The organism is uncultured Streptococcus sp. (genome assembly GCF_963518475.1).
Classification (GTDB): domain Bacteria; phylum Bacillota; class Bacilli; order Lactobacillales; family Streptococcaceae; genus Streptococcus.
Genome location: NZ_CAUQJA010000003.1, coordinates 45,427 through 65,868 on the forward strand (window position 1 = coordinate 45,427; position 20,442 = coordinate 65,868).

Annotated in this window: 19 protein-coding genes; 10 read left to right on the top strand and 9 right to left on the bottom strand. The window is 40.1% G+C overall.

Annotated features, from left to right (window positions below; genetic code table 11):
- Window positions 1-1,989 (top strand): ABC transporter permease, encoded by a 1,989-nt coding sequence (locus tag RYK12_RS01920; RefSeq protein ID WP_314846630.1) that lies wholly within the window; start codon window positions 1-3, stop codon window positions 1,987-1,989.
- A gap of 42 nt (window positions 1,990-2,031) precedes the next feature.
- On the opposite strand, the gene RYK12_RS01925 is transcribed toward RYK12_RS01920, so the two are convergent.
- On the bottom strand, window positions 2,032-2,727 hold the full coding sequence (locus RYK12_RS01925) for a VIT family protein (protein ID WP_314846631.1): 696 nt from the start codon (window positions 2,725-2,727) through the stop codon (window positions 2,032-2,034).
- Window positions 2,728-2,957: 230 nt separating this feature from the next.
- Here RYK12_RS01925 and RYK12_RS01930 point away from each other — a divergent pair, with 230 nt between their 5' ends.
- The 3 genes from RYK12_RS01930 to ftsY are packed head-to-tail and all read left to right on the top strand — an operon-like array spanning window position 2,958 to window position 5,833.
- Window positions 2,958-3,749, top strand: coding sequence for an HAD family hydrolase (locus RYK12_RS01930; protein WP_314846632.1), 792 nt, complete (start codon window positions 2,958-2,960; stop codon window positions 3,747-3,749).
- Window positions 3,749-4,567: a Cof-type HAD-IIB family hydrolase gene (locus tag RYK12_RS01935; protein WP_314846633.1), complete on the top strand. Its 819-nt coding sequence runs from the start codon at window positions 3,749-3,751 to the stop codon at window positions 4,565-4,567. The genes RYK12_RS01930 and RYK12_RS01935 overlap by 1 nt, the downstream gene beginning before the upstream one ends.
- Before the next feature lie 3 nt (window positions 4,568-4,570).
- Window positions 4,571-5,833, top strand: coding sequence for a signal recognition particle-docking protein FtsY (ftsY, locus tag RYK12_RS01940; protein WP_314846634.1), 1,263 nt, complete (start codon window positions 4,571-4,573; stop codon window positions 5,831-5,833).
- A 44-nt stretch (window positions 5,834-5,877) separates the two neighbouring features.
- On the opposite strand, the gene zwf is transcribed toward ftsY, so the two are convergent.
- The 3 genes from zwf to RYK12_RS01955 all read right to left on the bottom strand — a co-directional run bounded on the left by zwf (window position 5,878) and on the right by RYK12_RS01955 (window position 10,421).
- Window positions 5,878-7,365: a glucose-6-phosphate dehydrogenase gene (gene zwf / locus RYK12_RS01945; RefSeq protein ID WP_314846636.1), complete on the bottom strand. Its 1,488-nt coding sequence runs from the start codon at window positions 7,363-7,365 to the stop codon at window positions 5,878-5,880.
- A gap of 150 nt (window positions 7,366-7,515) precedes the next feature.
- Entirely contained in the window at window positions 7,516-8,256 is a 741-nt protein-coding gene (locus tag RYK12_RS01950; RefSeq protein WP_125393318.1) for an amino acid ABC transporter ATP-binding protein, read from the bottom strand.
- Window positions 8,256-10,421, bottom strand: a complete 2,166-nt coding sequence (locus RYK12_RS01955) for an ABC transporter substrate-binding protein/permease (protein ID WP_314846637.1) — start codon at window positions 10,419-10,421, stop codon at window positions 8,256-8,258. Before RYK12_RS01955 ends, RYK12_RS01950 begins: the two co-directional genes overlap by 1 nt.
- A gap of 171 nt (window positions 10,422-10,592) precedes the next feature.
- On the opposite strand from RYK12_RS01955, the gene RYK12_RS01960 reads away from it, so the two are divergent.
- From RYK12_RS01960 to RYK12_RS01980, 5 genes are all read left to right on the top strand, one after another.
- Window positions 10,593-11,546: a CPBP family intramembrane glutamic endopeptidase gene (locus RYK12_RS01960; protein ID WP_314846638.1), complete on the top strand. Its 954-nt coding sequence runs from the start codon at window positions 10,593-10,595 to the stop codon at window positions 11,544-11,546.
- Between the two features lie 76 nt (window positions 11,547-11,622).
- On the top strand, window positions 11,623-13,611 hold the full coding sequence (gene uvrB, locus RYK12_RS01965; protein WP_049544180.1) for an excinuclease ABC subunit UvrB: 1,989 nt from the start codon (window positions 11,623-11,625) through the stop codon (window positions 13,609-13,611).
- 9 nt (window positions 13,612-13,620) lie between these two features.
- Window positions 13,621-14,247 (top strand): NAD(P)H-dependent oxidoreductase, encoded by a 627-nt coding sequence (locus RYK12_RS01970; protein WP_060628203.1) that lies wholly within the window; start codon window positions 13,621-13,623, stop codon window positions 14,245-14,247.
- Between the two features lie 14 nt (window positions 14,248-14,261).
- Entirely contained in the window at window positions 14,262-14,750 is a 489-nt protein-coding gene (locus RYK12_RS01975) for a GNAT family N-acetyltransferase (protein ID WP_314846641.1), read from the top strand.
- A 72-nt stretch (window positions 14,751-14,822) separates the two neighbouring features.
- Window positions 14,823-15,290 (top strand): 8-oxo-dGTP diphosphatase, encoded by a 468-nt coding sequence (locus tag RYK12_RS01980; protein WP_125393311.1) that lies wholly within the window; start codon window positions 14,823-14,825, stop codon window positions 15,288-15,290.
- On the opposite strand, the gene RYK12_RS01985 is transcribed toward RYK12_RS01980, so the two are convergent.
- The 5 genes from RYK12_RS01985 to coaB form a co-directional block, all read right to left on the bottom strand.
- A complete protein-coding gene (locus tag RYK12_RS01985) occupies window positions 15,287-15,802 on the bottom strand; it encodes a transcription repressor NadR (RefSeq protein ID WP_000164966.1) in 516 nt (171 codons plus the stop codon). The two genes, RYK12_RS01980 and RYK12_RS01985, sit on opposite strands and share 4 nt — an antisense overlap.
- A gap of 11 nt (window positions 15,803-15,813) precedes the next feature.
- Window positions 15,814-16,341, bottom strand: coding sequence for an ECF transporter S component (locus RYK12_RS01990; RefSeq protein WP_001097396.1), 528 nt, complete (start codon window positions 16,339-16,341; stop codon window positions 15,814-15,816).
- Window positions 16,342-16,517: 176 nt separating this feature from the next.
- On the bottom strand, window positions 16,518-17,081 hold the full coding sequence (locus tag RYK12_RS01995; protein WP_000747412.1) for an ECF transporter S component: 564 nt from the start codon (window positions 17,079-17,081) through the stop codon (window positions 16,518-16,520).
- Window positions 17,065-17,616 (bottom strand): phosphopantothenoylcysteine decarboxylase, encoded by a 552-nt coding sequence (gene coaC, locus RYK12_RS02000; RefSeq protein WP_261020526.1) that lies wholly within the window; start codon window positions 17,614-17,616, stop codon window positions 17,065-17,067. Before coaC ends, RYK12_RS01995 begins: the two co-directional genes overlap by 17 nt.
- An 11-nt stretch (window positions 17,617-17,627) precedes the next feature.
- Window positions 17,628-18,317 carry a phosphopantothenate--cysteine ligase gene (gene coaB, locus RYK12_RS02005; protein WP_314846643.1) on the bottom strand — a complete coding sequence of 230 codons (690 nt, stop codon included), beginning with the start codon at window positions 18,315-18,317 and terminating at the stop codon, window positions 17,628-17,630.
- A gap of 225 nt (window positions 18,318-18,542) precedes the next feature.
- On the opposite strand from coaB, the gene RYK12_RS02010 reads away from it, so the two are divergent.
- Window positions 18,543-20,213, top strand: coding sequence for a formate--tetrahydrofolate ligase (locus RYK12_RS02010; protein ID WP_261034159.1), 1,671 nt, complete (start codon window positions 18,543-18,545; stop codon window positions 20,211-20,213).
- Window positions 20,214-20,442: the final 229 nt, after the last annotated feature.

Below are 20,442 nucleotides of genomic sequence, written 5' to 3' on the forward strand. Positions count from 1 at the left end.
ATGTTTCGATTAACCAATAAGTTAGCGGTATCGAACTTGATTAAAAACCGCAAACTCTACTATCCTTTTGCGCTGGCTGTTCTCTTGGCAGTCACTGTCACCTATCTTTTTTACTCTCTAACCTTCAATCCCAAGATTGCTGAAATCCGTGGAGGAACAACCATTCAGGCTACACTTGGATTTGGTATGTTTGTCGTCACCCTTGCGTCAGCCATTATCGTCCTCTATGCCAATAGTTTTGTCATGAAGAACCGTTCCAAGGAACTAGGAATTTATGGCATGTTGGGCTTGGAGAAGCGTCATCTTATCAGTATGACCTTTAAGGAGTTAGTGGTATTTGGGATTCTAACTGTTGGAGCAGGTATCGGTATTGGAGCCTTGTTTGACAAGTTGATTTTCGCTTTCCTACTCAAACTGATGAAATTAAAGGTAGAACTAGTCGCTACTTTCCAGATGAAAGTTGTCATTACAGTACTTGTTGTCTTTGGTTTGATTTTCCTAGGCCTCATGTTCCTGAATGCCCTTCGAATTGCCCGTATGAATGCCCTCCAGCTCTCTCGTGAGAAAGCAAGCGGAGAGAAAAAAGGTCGTTTCCTACCTCTCCAAACTATTCTTGGTTCCATAAGTTTAGGGATTGGATATTATCTTTCCCTTACTGTAAAAGATCCTCTTACAGCCTTAACAACTTTCTTCCTAGCTGTTTTGCTGGTTATTTTTGGAACCTATCTCTTGTTCAATGCAGGTATTACCGTTTTCCTCCAAATCTTAAAGAAAAATAAGAAATACTATTACCAGCCCAATAACCTTATCTCAGTGTCTAACTTGATTTTCCGTATGAAGAAAAATGCGGTTGGACTAGCAACTATCGCAATTTTGTCAACAATGGTTTTGGTAACCATGTCAGCAGCGACTAGTATTTTCAATGCCTCAGAAAGCTTTAAAAAAGTTCTAAATCCTCATGATTTTGGGGTTTCAGGGCAAAATGTTGAAAAAGAAGACTTGGACAAACTCTTGAGCCAGTTTGCAAGTGATAAAGGTTATAAGATTAAAGAGAAAGAAGTGCTTCGTTACGCTTACTTTGGTGTTGCAAACCAAGAAGGTAGCAAGTTAACCCTTTTTGAAAAAGGACAAAATCGTGTCCAACCCACAACAGTTTTCATGGTATTTGACCAAAAAGATTATGAAAATATGACTGGCCAAAAATTGTCTCTATCAGGAAATGAGGTCGGACTCTTTGCAAAGAATGAGGGAGTTAAAGAACAGAAAGCTCTAACTCTAAATGATCATCAATTTTCTGTCAAAGAAGAATTTACTAAAGATTTCATTGTAAACCATGTTCCAAATCAGTTTAATATTTTGACTGCTGATTACAATTACCTTGTTGTACCTAATTTACAAGCCTTTTTGGATCAATTCCCAGATTCGGCTATCTATAATCAGTTTTACGGTGGTATGAATGTAAATGCCAACGAAGAAGAACAACTCAAGGTCGCTGAAGAATATGATAAATACCTCAACCAGTTTAATGCTCAATTAAACACGGAAGGTAGCTATGTGTATGGTAGCAATCTAGCAGATGCTAGTGCTCAAATGAGTGCCCTCTTTGGTGGTGTCTTCTTTATCGGTATTTTCCTATCCATTATCTTTATGGTCGGAACGGTTCTGGTCATCTATTACAAACAAATTTCTGAAGGCTATGAAGACCGTGAACGCTTTATTATCTTGCAGAAAGTCGGTTTAGATCAAAAGCAAATCAAGCAAACCATCAACAAACAGATTTTAACTGTTTTCTTCCTTCCTTTGCTTTTTGCCTTCATACATCTAGCCTTTGCCTACCATATGCTTAGTCTGATTTTAAAAGTGATTGGTGTAATAGATACGAATATGATGTTGATCGTGACCTTGTCTATCTGCGCTATCTTCCTCATCGCCTATGTGCTGATTTTCATGATTACTTCAAGAAGTTATCGCAAGATTGTGCAAATGTAAAAAAAGATACCTCGACTTCAAAATCGAGGTATTTCTTATATACTAAATGCTGAAAAGTTGTCCTAGCAGGAAGGTAACTCCCATAGTTAAGAGACCAATAGCTAAGTTTCGAATCATAGCTGTTTTGGTTGGGGCCTTTCCAAGTTTGGCACTAGTGTAACCAGTGAGAAGAAGGGCCACACCGACGATAAGAACAGTAGCAGGGATGCGGTATTCACTTGGGAAAATGGTAATTGAAAGCATGGGTGGTAAGCTACCAAGGAAAAAAGAAATAAAGCTAGAAATGGCAGCATGCCAAGGATTGGTAAATTCTTCATACTCAATCCCATATTTTTCCTCTACCAAAGCCTTGAGCGGATTATTTAAAAAGGCTTTGTTGGTCAAGAGTTGAGCAGAGGTTTCACATTCTCCATTTTGGATATAGGCTGCATAGAGAGACTTTTTGGCTAGTTCCATATCTTGGTCTAGCAAGACTTGCTCACGCGCAACGGCTGCTTCCTCGGTATCTTTTTGGGTTGAAACAGATACATATTCTCCACCAGCCATTGAAAAGGCACCGGCCAAAATAGCTGCAAATCCTGATAAAAAGATAATCCAGATATTACTTGTAGCACTGACAACCCCAATAACCACACCAGCAATGGAAATAATTCCATCATTAGCACCAAGAACACCCGCACGCAGGATATTTAAACGACCTGCAAAATTTGAATCGATTTCGTGATTTGTTTCTGACATACTATTCTCCTTTTTATCCAGTATAAAGGAAACAGGTTATGAAATCAATCTTTTAAAAGTATCTGAAAAAAGTTGCACGATTTTAATTTTACGAGCTTTGTTAAAAGTTAAAATCATTACTAGCTAGTAGAGAAGGATAAAAGAGATGCAAAGCTGATAGACTCGTCCTTTTTCTACTTATCTATGGTATAATAGGAGGTAGATTTACTAATCGGAGTAAGAAAGATTTTATGATTAAACTAGTAGCAACGGATATGGACGGAACCTTCCTAGATGAGAATGGACGCTTTGATATGGACCGCCTCAAGTCTCTCTTAGCTTCCTACAAGGAAAAAGGGATTTACTTTGCGGTAGCTTCAGGGCGCGGTTTTCTATCCTTAGAAAAATTATTTGCTGATGTTCGTGATGACATTATTTTTATCGCGGAAAATGGTAGTTTGGTAGAGTATCGAGGTCAGGACTTGTATGAAGCGACTATGTCTCGTGAGTTTTATCTATCAACTTTTGAAAAGCTGAAAACGTCACCTTATGTAGATATCAATAAATTGCTCTTAACAGGGAAAAAAGGCTCTTATGTTCTAGATACGGTTGATGAGACCTATTTGAAAGAGAGCCAGCATTATAATGAAAACATCCAAAAAGTAGTGAGTTTGGAAGCTATCACAGATGATATTTTCAAATTTACAACCAACTTCACAGAAGAAACGCTTGAAGCTGGGGAAGCTTGGGTAAACGAAAACGTTCCTGGTGTTAAGGCCATGACAACTGGCTTTGAATCTATTGATATTGTTCTGGACTATGTCGATAAGGGAGTGGCCATTGTTGAATTAGCTAAAAAACTTGGTATCACAATGGATCAGGTTATGGCTTTTGGAGACAATCTAAATGACTTGCATATGATGCAGGTTGTTGGACATCCTGTAGCTCCTGAAAATGCACGACCTGAAATTTTAGAATTAGCAGAGACTGTGATTGGTCACCATAAGGACCAGTCGGTTATAGCTTATATGGAGGGCTTATAATGGCAGATATAAAATTGATTGCATTGGACTTGGACGGGACCTTGCTGACTACTGATAAAAGGCTGACGGATCGTACCAAGGCAACCTTGAAAGCTGCGCGTGATCGTGGTATCAAGGTCGTATTGACAACTGGTCGTCCCTTAAAAGCTATGGATTTCTTTCTCCATGAGCTAGGGACTGACGGTCAGGAAGATGAGTATACCATTACCTTTAATGGTGGTTTGGTTCAGAAAAATACAGGTGAAATCCTTGATAAGACAGTCTTTTCATATGATGATGTGGCACGCTTGTATGAAGAAACAGAGAAATTATCACTGCCTCTTGACGCAATTTCAGAAGGAACTGTCTATCAAATTCAATCGGACCAAGAAAGTCTTTATGCCAAATTCAATCCAGCTTTGACTTTTGTTCCAGTGGACTTTGAAGACCTGTCTAGTCAAATGACCTACAACAAATGCGTGACTGCCTTTGCTCAAGACCCCTTGGATGCAGCCATTCAGAAGATTTCTCCAGAATTGTTTGACCAATATGAAATCTTTAAATCACGTGAAATGTTGCTAGAGTGGTCACCAAAGAATGTTCATAAAGCAACAGGTTTGGCTAAACTGATCAGCCATCTGGGAATTGACCAAAGCCAAGTGATGGCCTGTGGTGATGAAGCTAATGACCTTTCTATGATTGAATGGGCAGGACTCGGTGTTGCCATGCAAAACGCTGTTCCTGAAGTCAAGGCAGTCGCAAATGTGGTAACCCCAATGACCAATGATGAGGAAGCTGTCGCCTGGGCTATCGAAGAATACGTGCTAAAGGAGAACTAAGATATGGGATTGTTTGACCGTCTATTCGGAAAAAAAGAAGAACCTAAAATCGAAGAAGTTGTAAAAGAAGCTTTGGAAAATCTTGATTTGTCTGAAGACACTGAGACTTCTCTTACAGAAGCTGAGGAAGTTTCTCAAGACGCAGCAGAAATTGAAAGTTCTGAAGCAGCTGTGCTTGAAGAAGAGGAAATCCAAGAAACAGTTGAAGAAAATTATGATTCAGAGCCAGTTGTAGAAGTTCAACAAGAAGAAGTCGCAGAGGAAGAGAATCCGGAGTTCATAGAAACTGTCGAAGAAAATAGTTCTGAAGTTCTTGAACCAGAAACTCCTCGAGTAGAAGAAACTGTTCAGGAAAAATATGACCGCAGTCTTAAGAAAACTCGTACAGGCTTCGGTGCTCGCTTGAACGCTTTCTTTGCCAACTTCCGTTCTGTTGACGAAGAATTCTTCGAGGAACTGGAAGAACTACTGATCATGAGTGACGTTGGTGTCCAGGTTGCATCTAACTTAACAGAGGAGTTACGTTACGAAGCCAAGCTTGAAAACGCCAAGAAACCCGAAGTACTACGCCGTGTCATCATTGAGAAATTGGTTGAACTTTATGAAAAGGATGGCAACTACGATGAAAGAATCCACTTCCAAGACGGCTTGACAGTCATGCTCTTTGTCGGGGTCAATGGCGTTGGGAAAACAACTTCTATCGGAAAACTAGCCCACCGCTACAAACAAGCTGGTAAGAAGGTCATGCTAGTTGCGGCAGATACCTTCCGTGCAGGTGCAGTAGCCCAGCTAGCTGAATGGGGTCGACGCGTAGATGTTCCAGTAGTGACTGGACCTGAAAAAGCTGACCCAGCCAGTGTAGTCTTTGATGGCATGGAACGTGCCGTTGCTGAAGGTATCGATATTCTCATGATTGACACCGCTGGTCGTCTGCAAAACAAGGACAACCTTATGGCTGAGCTAGAAAAGATTGGTCGTATCATCAAACGTGTTGTGCCAGAAGCACCCCATGAAACCTTCTTGGCACTTGATGCATCAACAGGTCAAAACGCTCTTGTACAGGCCAAAGAATTTTCAAAAATTACTCCTTTGACAGGAATTGTCTTGACTAAGATTGACGGAACTGCTCGAGGTGGTGTTGTTTTAGCTATCCGTGAAGAACTCAATATTCCTGTAAAATTGATTGGTTTCGGTGAAAAAATCGATGATATTGGAGAGTTTAACTCAGAAAACTTTATGAAGGGGCTCTTAGAAGGCTTAATCTAATCAGAAACAAAAATCCTGCAAGACACAAACTTGCAGGAAATTTTTTATTCTAAACGACCATCTTGACGATAGGTGATATCTGGTTGCCAAGTCCATTTGGCACCGAATTTTTCAAGTAAGTCAAAGCTTGCTTGAGGTCCCATGCTTCCAGCTTTATAGTCATGAAGTGGGGCACCATTTTCAGCCCAGAGTTCTTCGATACGGTCAATCAATTTCCATGACGCACCAACTTCATCCCAGTGGCTAAAGTTAGTTGAGTTGTTATTTAAGACATCATAAATCAATTTCTCGTATGGTTCTGGAGAAGCACCAGTTGCGGTCGCATCTGTACGGTAATCAAGTGAGTTAGGAGCCAAGTTGAATTCTTCTCCTACTTGCTTCCCATTTAGGCTAAGAGAGAAGCCTTCTGTTGGCTGGATATAGATGGTCAAAATGTTCGGAGCAAGTGGTTCTCCAAAGATAGAATCCATTTGTTTAAAGACGATGTTGACATGAGTTCCTTTTTCAGTCAGACGTTTACCAGTACGGAAGAAGAAAGGAACACCACGGAAGCGATCGCTGTCTACAAAGAAGGCACCAGATGCGAAGGTTTCAGTTGTTGATTCTGGATTCACATTTGGCTCGCTACGATAAGAGATGTATTTCATGCCATCAATCTTACCTGAACGGTATTGACCACGGATAAAGTGTTCTTTAAGTTCTTCATCAGTTGGATGATAGAGGTTTTTAAAGACCTTAATCTTTTCAGCACGGATCTCGTCTTTTGTGAAGTTTGCTGGCTTATCCATAGCAAGTAGGGATAGAAGTTGCAAAGTATGGTTCTGTACCATATCGCGGAGGGCACCAGATTGGTCATAGTAGCCACCACGTTCTTCTACACCCAAGCGCTCTGCAAAGGTAATTTGAACATTGTCGATAAAGTCCTTGTTCCAAACGTTTTCAAAAATCAAGTTTGCAAAGCGAACTGCAAAGATACTTTGGATCATTTCCTTACCAAGATAATGGTCAATACGGAAAATTTGTTCTTCGTCAAATGTCGCTAGGAGCTCGTCATTCAACTTGCTTGCAGTTGCGTAATCTGTACCAAATGGTTTCTCAACGATTAAGCGCTCAAAACCTTTACCATCCACAATGTTTTCAGACTTAAGGTGTTTAGCAATAGTTCCAAAGAACTGAGGTGCCATAGACAAGAAGAAGAGCTTGTTGTGTTCAGCTTGGTACTTGTTATTTAGTTCAGCCTGCAATTGACGTAGAGCAATGTAGTGTTCTGTATCATTGACATCATGACTTTGATAATAGAAGTGGCTAGCAAACTCCTGAGCCTGTTCGGTACTATCTGCCAAATCAAGGATAGATTCAACTACTACAGATTCAAAATATTCCTTGCTCCAAGGACGACGGGCAGTTCCAATGACAGCAAAGTGCTCGGAAAGATTGCCGGATTTATATAGTCTAAATAGGGAAGGGTAGAGCTTGCGTTTAGCCAGGTCTCCACTCGCACCGAAAATTGTAACAATAACCTTAGATGACATCTAGCTACCTAATTTCTATTTTTATTCCTAGTCTTGCTAGGTATGAGGAAACCTCATTTCATAAACTTAATTCTAACATAATTTTCCTAAAAATCAAAAAATCCAATACGAGATAGAAAAAAACTGCAAGGAAATCCTTACAGTTTGAGTTTAGACGTTTAAGACCTTGTCCAAGAAATCTTTCAGACGTGGGTGCTGTGGGTTATCAAAGATTTGGTCAGGTGTTCCGTCTTCAAGGAATTCACCATCTGCAGTAAAGATAACGCGGTCGGCAACCTGACGAGCAAATCCCATCTCATGGGTTACAATAATCATGGTCATGCCTTGTTTAGCCAAGTCTTTCATAACGTTTAGTACGTCTCCGACCATCTCAGGGTCAAGGGCTGAAGTTGGTTCATCAAAGAGCATGATGTCTGGATTCATTGCTAGTCCACGAGCGATGGCTACACGTTGTTTTTGCCCACCTGATAGGCTATCTGGATTGGCATTAGCTTTATCTGCTAGTCCAACCTTTTCAAGCAACTCCATTCCCAATTTCTCAGCTTCTTCCTTAGTCATCAACTTGTGCTCAATAGGAGCAAAAGTGATGTTGTCCAAAACAGACATATGTGGGAAGAGGTTGAAGTGTTGGAAAACCATTCCGATATTTTCACGGACGTGGTCAACGTTGGTTGTTTTTTCAGTTAAGTCATAACCGTTCACAGTGATGTGACCGCTAGTAACTTCTTCTAAAAGATTAAGGCTACGAAGGAAGGTCGATTTACCAGAACCTGAAGGACCGATGATACAAACTACATCTCCTTCATAGAACTTAGTCGTAATTCCTTTTAAAACCTCATTTTTTCCGTAGCTTTTGTGTAAATCATTTACATCAATTTTTAATTTTGCCATTAACGAATCCTCTTTTCTAAGCGTTTCGCTAGTTTAGTCAAAAGTGTGATAATTACAAGATAGAAGATAGCAAGGATTGCATACATCTTGAAACTTTGGTAGTTACGGGCAATGATAATCTTACCAGTTTGGAAGAGTTCAACCAAACCGATAGCAGATACGATAGTTGTATCTTTAAGAGCGATAACGAATTGGTTAACAAAGTTTGGCAACATCAATTTAGTTGCTTGTGGCAAGATAATCTTATGCATGGTTTTTCCATAAGAGATACCCAAGCTTCGGCTGGCTTCCATTTGTCCAACTGGAACGGCCTGAATACCACCACGAACGATCTCAGCGATATAAGCAGCTGCATTGAGCGATAGGGCAATAGTACCAGCTACAAAGTCGTTAATTGGACTTTGTTGACCTGTAATAGACTCGATGAAGTTTGGAATTCCCCAGAAGATGAAAGCTGCAAGAATCATCAATGGAATACCACGAATGACGTCAACGAAAATCTCAGAGATGACGCGAAGAGATTTGTATGGGCTAACGCTAAACATACCGAAGATAATTCCGATAACAATGGCAATAGCAAATGAGATAAGAGCTAGAGCAAGAGTGATACCAAGCCCGCTAAGGAGTTGTTTATAGTTGTTTTGAAGCAAGCCCCAGATAGTTGTCTCATCAACAGTGCTTGTTGAAGTAGATGAAGATTCGCTAGCTAGGTATTTATCAAGAATCTTTTGGAATTCACCGTTTGCTTTAAGGTTAGCAAGTCCGTTGTTGAACATTTGAATCAATTCTGGATTTGCTCCTTTTTTAACGGCAAAGGCTGTTTCACCGATTGGAGTTCCAGCGATTGGAGTTTTCAATTTTTGACCTTGGCTGATAGAATATTTGAGAACAGGTTCATCATCCATAACGGCGTCAATGGCACCAGTGTTTAAACTGTCATACATTGATGAACCATCAGCGAAGGTTTTAATTTGATAACCGTATTTGCTTTGATTTTCTGTTAGGAAGGTTTGAGAAGCAGTTCCGTTTTTAACACCGACTGTCTTTCCTTTTAAATCTTCATAAGAAGCAATATTGCTTGATTCTTTGACACCAAGGATAGTATTAGCAGTGTAGTAGGATTCTGAGAAGTCAAAAGTTGCCTTACGAGCATCTGTGACAGACATACCAGCAATGATACCATCTGCTTGACCAGCTTGGACAGCGTTAATAGCGGCATCGAAACCAGGGTTGATGATTTCAATTTCAAAACCTTGGTCTTTAGCGATTGCCTTAATCAAGTCCATATCAATACCAGTGTATTGGTTGCTTGAATTTTGGAAAACAAAAGGTGCAAAAGAAGAATCGCTGGCAATGATGTATTTAGCCTTAACAGGAATAGCTTTTAATCCTGCTAGAGTAGTTGTAGTTGGTACTGCTGAAGATGATGATTCAGTCCATTTCTTGATGATTTTATCAAGACTACCATCTTTTTTCATTTCAGCCAAGGCTTGGTTAAATTCAGTAACCAGGTGCTCGTATTTACTTCCTTTTTTAACACCGAAAGCAAAACTTCCTACAGCTTCACCATCCATTTCAATATGGAGGTCTTGACCTTGGTTGATGGCATATTCGATAACAGGCTTGTCATCCATCATGGCATCAATGGCACCAGCACTCAAGCTGTTGTTCATCAAATCACCAGTGTCAAATGTTTTAATAGTAAAGCCGTATTTATCCTTGATACTTTCAAGGAAACGTTGAGCGGCTGTTCCGTTTTTAACACCAACAGTTTTACCTTTTAATTGGTCATACTGACTAATCTTGTGTGACTTTGTAGTTGCAATGACAACTTTTGTATCATAGTAAGTATCAGACATGGTGAAAACTTTTTCACGTTCTGCAGTTTTTGTCATTCCAGCCATGATAGCGTCAGCTTGACCAGATTGAACCGCATTGACCGCTGCGTCAAATCCAGGATAGGACATCTGAATGTTCCATCCTTTAATCTCAGCGACTTTGTTAATAATGTCAACATCAATTCCTTTATAAGTTTGATCTGAATCTTTAAACTCAAAAGGTGCATAGGCGGTATCAGACACAATCTTAATCGTCTCAGCTTTCGCAATACCTAATGAGAAAATTGGGAATAAAATTAGCAAAAATGCTAGAAATTTTTTCTTCATTTTTAGTCTCCTTTTCCGAATATTTTCCCATTATATCAGAAAAAGTAAAAAAAGGCAAATTTTTATATTTCTGTGTCAGAAAATATAACATTGTTTTTTCCTTTTCTTTCTTGAATTGTTACTATAAAGTGCTATAATAATAGTATATATAGAAGAAAAGAGGACAGGGATATGAAGAACAAAAGAATATTTAAAGACTTCCAAGCTTCCAAAATGCGGTTAAACCTTTACACAAGCCCCTTGTTAGCCTTTGCTTTTGTCTTCATAGGAGAGTTTGTGGCTTATACTCTGTATGGTATTAGTTTGTTAGCTCTCATCGGACTTGCTAGAAATTTTGGAGAGGCTGGTCAAAATCTTGCAACCTACTTGCAGACTTTGGAGCAAAACTTGATGGATAAAACAAGTGACTTTCATTTAATTTTAGAATTGCTGGCCTTTGGTTTCGTTCTCAACACTGTGTTCAGATGGACTAGAAAAGTTGAGAAAAGGCCTATTCGAACTTTGGGATTTTATAGAGAAAAATTCCTCAGCAATCTTCTGAAAGGATTTGGCCTAGGCCTGGCACTTTTTCTTCTGACCTTATTAGGTTTAGTAGCATTAGGGCTATATCGTTTTGAGTCCATTCACTTGAATCCTTATTCGCTTGTCTTTGTCATTTTTACCATTCCATTTTGGATTTTACAGGGGACAACAGAAGAAGTGGTGGCTCGTGCTTGGCTCCTTCCTCAATTGGCCTCAAGAACCAATCTAAAACTTGCTGTTCTTATATCTAGCTTGTTCTTTACCCTGCTTCATGCGGGAAATTCTGGTCTCACCCCTCTATCTCTAGTGAATCTCTTTTTATTCGGAGTTGCCATGTCACTTTACCTCCTCAAAACAGATACAGTTTGGGGTGTAGCAGGTATTCATGGCGCCTGGAATTTTGCTCAGGGAAATTTATTTGGGATTTTAGTTAGCGGTCAGCCGTCCGGAACGTCTTTGATGACCTTTTTACCACAAGGCAATCAAGACTGGCTATCTGGTGGGTCTTTTGGTATTGAGGGTTCCATCATGTCCAGTATTATTTTGTTTCTGCTGATTGTCTATCTCGCTTATCAATTAAAGAAAGAAAATGAAAGGATGTGACTTCGGTCCGTCCTTTTCTTCGTGAAAATGCTACAAGTATGCTAAAATAGGAATAGCACATCGAGAGAGGATTCTTATGATCAATCGTATTACAGATAATCAATTTAAACTAGTATCAAAATATCAACCATCAGGAGATCAACCACAAGCTATCGAGCAGTTGGTTGATAATATCGAGGGTGGAGAAAAAGCTCAGATTCTGATGGGGGCGACCGGAACAGGGAAGACCTATACCATGAGTCAGGTCATTTCCAAAGTCAATAAACCAACTCTGGTCATCGCCCATAATAAAACTCTAGCAGGACAGCTCTATGGGGAGTTTAAGGAATTTTTCCCTGAAAATGCTGTAGAGTACTTCGTATCCTACTATGACTATTACCAGCCAGAAGCCTATGTACCTTCTAGCGATACATATATTGAAAAGGATAGCTCTGTCAATGACGAGATTGATAAACTCCGACACTCAGCGACTTCAGCCCTTTTGGAGCGCAATGATGTTATTGTCGTGGCTTCAGTCTCTTGTATCTATGGTTTGGGTTCGCCCAAGGAATACGCTGATAGTGTCGTTAGTCTCCGTCCAGGTCTTGAAATTTCTCGTGATAAACTCTTGAATGACTTAGTTGATATCCAGTTTGAACGTAATGATATTGATTTCCAACGGGGAAGATTTCGCGTTCGTGGGGATGTGGTAGAGATTTTCCCAGCTTCCCGTGATGAACACGCCTTTCGAGTAGAGTTTTTTGGAGACGAAATTGACCGTATTCGTGAGGTTGAGGCCCTGACTGGTCAGGTCTTGGGAGAAGTGGATCATTTGGCGATTTTCCCAGCTACTCACTTTGTGACCAATGACGACCATATGGAAGTTGCCATTGCCAAGATTCAAGCAGAATTAGAAGAGCAGTTAGCTGTCTTTGAGAAGGAAGGTAAATTGCTTGAAGCCCAGCGCTTGAAACAACGGACAGAGTATGATATCGAAATGCTGCGTGAGATGGGCTATACCAACGGGGTTGAGAACTATTCACGTCACATGGATGGACGTAGCGAAGGAGAGCCTCCTTATACGCTTCTCGACTTCTTCCCAGATGATTTCTTGATCATGATTGACGAGAGCCACATGACAATGGGGCAAATTAAGGGCATGTACAATGGAGATCGCTCTCGTAAGGAAATGCTGGTTAATTATGGTTTCCGTTTGCCGTCTGCTTTGGACAATCGACCTCTCCGTCGTGAGGAGTTTGAAAGTCATGTACATCAAATTGTTTACGTTTCAGCGACACCTGGTGACTATGAAAATGAACAGACTGAGACAGTAATTGAGCAAATCATTCGTCCAACGGGACTCTTGGATCCTGAGGTGGAAGTCCGTCCAACTATGGGACAGATTGATGACCTCTTAGGTGAAATCAATGCCCGTGTTGAAAAGAATGAACGAACCTTTATTACCACCTTGACCAAGAAAATGGCAGAGGACTTAACCGACTACTTCAAGGAAATGGGCATCAAGGTCAAGTACATGCACTCGGATATTAAGACCTTGGAGAGGACAGAGATTATCCGTGACCTGCGCTTGGGTGTCTTTGATGTCTTGGTCGGAATCAACCTGCTCCGTGAAGGGATTGACGTTCCTGAAGTGAGTCTCGTAGCTATTCTCGATGCTGACAAGGAAGGTTTCCTTCGTAACGAACGTGGACTCATCCAGACCATTGGACGTGCCGCCCGTAACAGCGAAGGCCATGTCATCATGTATGCGGACACGGTTACCCAGTCAATGCAACGTGCCATTGATGAAACGGCTCGCCGTCGGAAAATCCAGATGGCCTATAATGAAGAACATGGTATCGTTCCACAAACCATTAAGAAAGAAATCCGAGACCTTATTGCCGTAACCAAGGCGGTTGCTAAGGAAGAAGACAAGGAAGTCGATATCAATAGCCTCAACAAACAAGAGCGCAAAGAACTCGTCAAGAAACTGGAAAAACAAATGCAAGAAGCCGTCGAAGTGCTTGACTTTGAACTAGCAGCTCAGATACGTGATATGATGTTGGAAGTCAAGGCCTTGGATTAGGGGAATTTTATGAATATTTTAGTTATCAATGGACATCCTGATAAAGAAAGTTACTGCCAAGCAATTTTTCAAACGATTGTAGAAAGTATAGACTCAAAGAGACATGAACTTGAAGTGATTAATCTTAATGAGGAAGAGTTTGATCCTGTTTTACGTTATGGTTATCGACAAAGGATGGAGGACGATCTGTTCATTCTACGCTCTCAAGAATTAATCCAGTGGGCAGATCATTTAATTTTTGTTTATCCTATTTGGTGGAGTAGTATGCCTAGTCTATTGAAAGGTTGGATTGATCGTGTTTTTACGCCAGGCATTGCATACTCCGCAAATAATCGAGGAAGCTTTATTTTGAACTACTTGAGAGGTAAACAGTTCAAAAAGTTACTAAAAGGAAAAACAGCTAGTATCTATGCAACCTCCATGGCACCAACTTGGTGGTATAAAGTATTTTCAGGTCCGATTAACATTCCAGACAGTTATGGAATATCAGTATTAAAGAATGCTGTATTGAATCACTGTGGCATAAAAACAAAGAGGGTTTCAATCTTGGGAGAGTTAGGCCGTGAAGTAAATACAAGTTCAACAAGACAAAAATTTCTACAAAAAGTAGCAAAGGAAGTCAGGATGTTAGATTAAGGAAAAGAAAATAAATGACGATTATTGTCAAATCAATGGAAACTCCTGAAGAGATAGAAGGTAAATCCCATGTTCACTGGCAAACGTGGAGAGAAGCTTATGACGACCTTTTGCCTGCAGAATTTCAGGAGACAATGACATTAGAAAGATGTCGATTCTTTAGTCAAAAGTATCCAGAAAATACATTGATTGCGATGGATGGTATGAAGGTAGTTGGTTTTATAAGTTATGGCAACTTTCGTGATGAGACTATTCAAGCTGGTGAAATTATTGCTTTATATGTTTTAAAAGACTATTATGGAAAAGGAATCGCACAAAAGTTAGTGAAAGCAGCTTTGACTGCTCTTGATCATTTTTCTGAAATTTTCTTATGGGTATTGAAAGATAATAAGCGAGCCATTGCTTTCTATCAAAAAATGGGTTTTACTTTTGATGGTCAAGAAAAAATACTTGAACTTGGAAAACCTATAAAGGAAAAACGAATGGTATTTTATTCTAAATAATTTTAAAAAGTAGAAGCTAGAATCTTTGGTACCAAGTCTAAAAATTTAATAAATTAGAAAGCGAGTAAATTTATGTCCCGTTCCCAATTAACGATTTTAACAAACATTTGTCTGATTGAAGACCTCGAAACTCAGCGCGTGGTTATGCAGTATCGCTCTCCTGAAACCAATCGCTGGTCTGGTTATGCCTTTCCTGGAGGTCATGTAGAAAATGGCGAAGCTTTCGCAGAGTCTGTCATTCGTGAAATATATGAAGAAACAGGGTTGACTATCCAAAATCCTCAACTTGTCGGTATTAAAAATTGGCCTCTGGATACAGGTGGGCGCTATATTGTCGTTTGTTATAAGGCGACTGAGTTCTCTGGTAGCCTTCGCTCTTCAGATGAAGGAGAAGTTTCTTGGGTGCAAAAAGACCAGATTCCAAACTTGGATCTGGCCTATGATATGTTACCCTTGATGGAGATGATGGAAGCTCCTGACAAATCTGAATTTTTCTACCCTCGCCGTACAGAAGACGATTGGGAAAAGAAAATTTTCTAGTCCTTTACTAAATAACCTAGCTGATCCAAGGCCTCCTCGATATAGTGGAGGTCTTGTTGTGTTTCAGCTTCGACTAGGTGGTAATGGATACCATCTGTCAATTCAGACAGAGGTCTAAAGTCAGAATGCTCGACTTGTTCTAGAAAATGCTGCACATCTCTACGACAAGACAGTTTCAGCAAGGTTTCAATTTCTCCATAAACGGGATGGTCAATCAAGGTATTCTGGACACGTCCTCCATTATCGACGATAGCAAGGAGTTCTTGACCGATTTCTTCAACTTCATGTTTCACTTTGAAAAGTTTGTGGACGTATGGATTGACATCAACTTGCTTATAGACGTAGCCACGATTGGTGGATAGGATAGGAGCGCCATCGGCTCTTAAAATTGCAATGTCCTGTACAATGACTTGGCGTGTAACATGAAAATGTTCAGCCAAACTTTGGCCATTGAGGGCTTTAGGAGCTTCTTTCAAGAGTTGAAGCAGGGCTTGTTTGCGATTTTTTGTCATAGTTCTTCCTTTTAGCGGCGTTTTCGAAGCACTTTATAGACAGCTAGTGCTAATGTATAGTCTACCATACTATGGATAATTGTGCCAAATCCAACTAGTACAAATAGAACATAAAACATATTTTCTACATTGGTACCAGAAGTTGCATAAAAAACGACACAGGCCAATACTTCAGCAAGGGCATGGATAAGTGCTAAAACAAAGTTAAAAATCCAAGAAGATTTTGGTTTATCTAGGGTATCGGGGAATTTTTGTAGGTAAAGAGCTCCCAAAGTCCCAAAAAAGATATGGGAAAAAGCTCGAAAAACGATAACCATGGGATAGCCAGCCATCAAAAATCCAAAACTAGAGGCTAGGATGACAAAAACAGCCATCAAGGGCGACAAGAACATGGCAATAAAAATAGCGATGTGGCTTCCCAAAGTGTAAGAAGCAGGTGGAATGACAATCTTAAAAGGCATAACAATTGGAATCAAAATCGCAATAGCCGTTAAGAGGGCAGTCATTGTCATAAATTGTGTCTTTTTCCGTGTATTCATAAGAATCTCCTTTTTGTCTGTATATACACTAGTATAGTACAATAAACAAGACAATAAAGCAAGGATTTACTTAGGTTTATAGGTCGTTTTTTAGTTAAAAGTTAGTAAAGATTTCACTAAAAAGAAACTGTATAGAGCAAAATCTCCACCTTCAGGTTTGAAAGCGGAGAATGTTTTTATTTCTTCAAAGTTTGTAGTCTTGGAACAATGGCTAGGGTTAGAACTGCGGAAATGACTAATTCAGCAATCGAATTTGTAGAGATAACAGTTGCTAGGAGTTTTTGGATATTACCATCAAAAACATTTCCAAAAAGGTAGAAAATTCCACCAAGTACAAAGACTGTGTTGGTAAGTGAACCAAGGGCACCAGCTAAAATAAGACCAGTTTTATTTTTCATCAGTTTATAAACTAGATACGGAGTCAAACCAATCAAAATACGTGGGACGATAGCTATGATAGCTGAGTAGATGTTTCCGTTTGGGACGAATGGTGAGAAGAGGTAGCTTGTTGGTAGAATCGTAATCGTGTTAACGGTCAAGCTAAGTAGCCCCATCAAAAATCCAAGTGTAACCCCAACGCGTGGACCGTAAATAATGCTGGCAATAATGACAGGAATATGAACGATGGTCGGTTTGATTGGGAATGGAAAAAGGTTAAAGATAAGTGAGCTCAGAAAGTGTATCACGAGCATGGTTGCAAAAAAGATAGCAATAGGTGCAATATTAGAGCGTTTTTTCATCGATAGTTTCCTTTATTCTTTCTAAAATAATTGTGAGGTCAGCTAAAGCTCCTCGTCCATGGTCTCCGCAAGCTAGTAGGGATTCTTTAGGAGCAATCAGCTGATAGCCGTAGCTTTCTAATGTTTTCAGATTAGCCTGAGTTGCCGGATGGTCATACATTTTTGTATTCATAGCAGGAGCTATTAGTTTAGGAATATGACTGGGCAAGGCTAGAGCCGTACTGGTCACCATGTTGTCCGCAAAGCCGTGGGCTAGTTTTGCAATAGTGTTAGCTGTTGCAGGGGCCACGATGAATAGATCAGTTTCTTTTCCAAGTTCAATATGATTGACTTGATCTGGATAGGATTCCTTCATGACATCCAAGTGAACAGGATTCTGTGAGAGTACCTGTAGTGTCAAAGGTTGGATAAACTCTGTGGCAGCCTGAGTCATCAAGACAGTGACTTGATGATCTTGTTTTTTGAGAGAACTGACTAAATCTGCCGACTTGTAAGAGGCGATTGATCCTGTTACAGCCAAGAGAATATGTGCCATAGCTTTCCTTTCTATGAATGATAGGCTTGAATCTTTTCAAGGAGGAGTTTTGCAATTTCTTCTTTAGTGTTAACCGTTTGAAGATAATCTTTCTCAACAAAGATTGCACGATGCTGGTTTGCTGAAATTTGAGTCAGGTCATTTGCGATAATCAAGTCTGCTTGGTTCTTGATAAGACTTTTTCTGGCAATCACGATGAGATAATCCTCAGAGACATCAACCAGCAGTTTGAAACCAATCAGATGAATAGTAGGATTCCATTCCTTGACTAGAGAGATGATTTTGGGTGTTTTTTTCAGGAATAAAACCTGAACCTTATCAGTCGAAGAAATCTTAGCCTGATGATTTTGCTTGCTTAAAAATTCTTCCAAATTGGAGCTAGACTGAACTTCCTCTAGACCTGTCATATAAACAGGAGTGTAATCGGACACAGCCATTGAGTGAATCAAGACCTGATAGTCCTTGACACGTTCTTGCATTTCAAGGAGAAGGTCCTTGGTATTGTTAATTTCTCGAATGCTTAGGTTGGGATGGGCTTCTGGCTTCAGAGCTCGTTTTGTTGTTATCAAACAAACTTCATGCCCTGCAGCAAGCAAGGTTTCTGTGATGATTTTCCCCAAGCGTCCTGTAGAATGGTTAGTGATAGAACGGACGCTATCGATAGCTTCACTGGTACCGCCCGATGTAACTAAAATTTTCATAGCACTATTGTACACAAAAATAAACGGTAAGTAAAATGAAAGCAATAAAAATTTGGTAAAAGGAAAGAATATAGTTTCAAACTATAAAGCCATATAAAATTTAAGAAAGGACTCTAAAAATCTTAAAAACAGGGATATTTACGAACGTTTAGAGAGTTTTCGGATGTTAAAAATCTTGTTTTGTGTTATAATGAATTATCATATAAGAGGTTAGAGGAGTTTTGAATGAAAACAGATATTGAAATTGCACAGAGTATTGAGTTGAAGCCAATCGTTGATGTTGTAGAGAAACTTGGTATTTCTTACGACGATTTGGAGTGGTACGGAAAGTACAAGGCTAAGCTCAGCTTTGATAAAATTCGTGCAGTTGAGAGCAATCCAGTTGGAAAATTGATTCTGGTTACTGCCATCAACCCAACACCTGCAGGTGAAGGAAAATCAACCATTACCATTGGTCTTGCGGATGCCTTGAATAAGATTGGCAAGAAAACCATGATTGCTATTCGCGAACCATCTCTTGGTCCAGTAATGGGGATTAAGGGTGGTGCAGCTGGTGGTGGTTATGCTCAAGTGCTGCCAATGGAAGACATTAATCTCCACTTCACTGGAGACATGCATGCCATTACAACTGCCAACAATGCTCTTTCTGCCTTGATTGACAACCACTTGCACCAAGGGAATGAGTTGGGAATTGACCAACGACGTATTCTCTGGAAACGTGTAGTGGACTTGAACGACCGTGCTCTTCGTCATGTAACCGTTGGACTTGGTGGTCCTCTAAACGGTATTCCTCGTGAGGATGGCTTTGACATTACCGTCGCTTCCGAAATTATGGCGATTCTTTGCTTGGCAACAGACATCGAGGACTTGAAACGCCGTTTGGCTAATATTGTTATTGGTTATCGTTACGACCGTACACCAGTTTCTGTAGGTGATTTGCAGGTTGAAGGTGCCTTAGCTTTGATTTTGAAGGATGCGATTAAGCCGAACCTGGTTCAGACAATTTACGGAACACCTGCCTTTGTGCACGGTGGTCCATTTGCCAATATTGCTCACGGATGTAACTCTGTCTTGGCAACTACAACAGCCCTTCACTTGGCTGATTACACAGTTACTGAAGCTGGTTTTGGTGCAGACCTTGGTGCCGAGAAATTCCTTGATATTAAGACACCAAACTTGCCAACATCTCCAGATGCAGTAGTTATTGTTGCAACCCTTCGTGCTCTTAAGATGAATGGCGGTGTGGCTAAAGACGCTTTGACAGAAGAAAATGTAGAAGCAGTGCGTGCCGGTTTTGCTAACTTGAAACGCCACGTTGAAAATATCCGTAAGTTCGGTATTCCAGCAGTTGTGGCCATTAACGAATTTGTATCTGATACAGAAGCTGAAATTGTAGCCTTGAAAGAACTTTGTGACTCAATCGATGTACCAGTTGAATTGGCTAGTGTCTGGGCTGATGGTGCAGAAGGTGGAGTAGCACTTGCCGAAACAGTTGTCAAAACCATCGCTGAAACCCCAGCTAACTATAAACGTTTGTATGACAATGACCTTTCTGTCCAAGAAAAGATTGAAAAGATTGTCACTGAAATCTACCGTGGTAGCAAAGTGAACTTTGAGAAGAAAGCTCAAACACAAATCGCTCAAATCGTTCAAAACGGTTGGGACAAATTGCCAATCTGTATGGCTAAAACTCAATACAGTTTCTCAGATAATCCAAATGCACTTGGAGCACCTGAAAACTTTGAAATTACTATTCGTGAATTGGTACCAAAATTAGGTGCAGGCTTTATCGTTGCCTTAACTGGCGATGTCATGACCATGCCAGGCCTACCAAAACGTCCAGCAGCTCTCAACATGGATGTTGAAAGTGATGGAACAGTATTAGGTTTGTTCTAGTATATTGAAATTGACTTTATACTCTTCGAAAATCTCTTCAAACCACGTCAGCTTCACCTTGCCGTACTCAAGTACAGCCTGCGGCTAGCTTCCTAGTTTGCACTTCGATTTTCATTGAGTAAAAAATGAGTTTGGAAATACTATCCAAGCTCATTTTTTATCTAGATATAAGGAGTTATCTTCTACACGTAATCTGTCTAGGTAAAGATATTTTCCCTGAATTCTGATA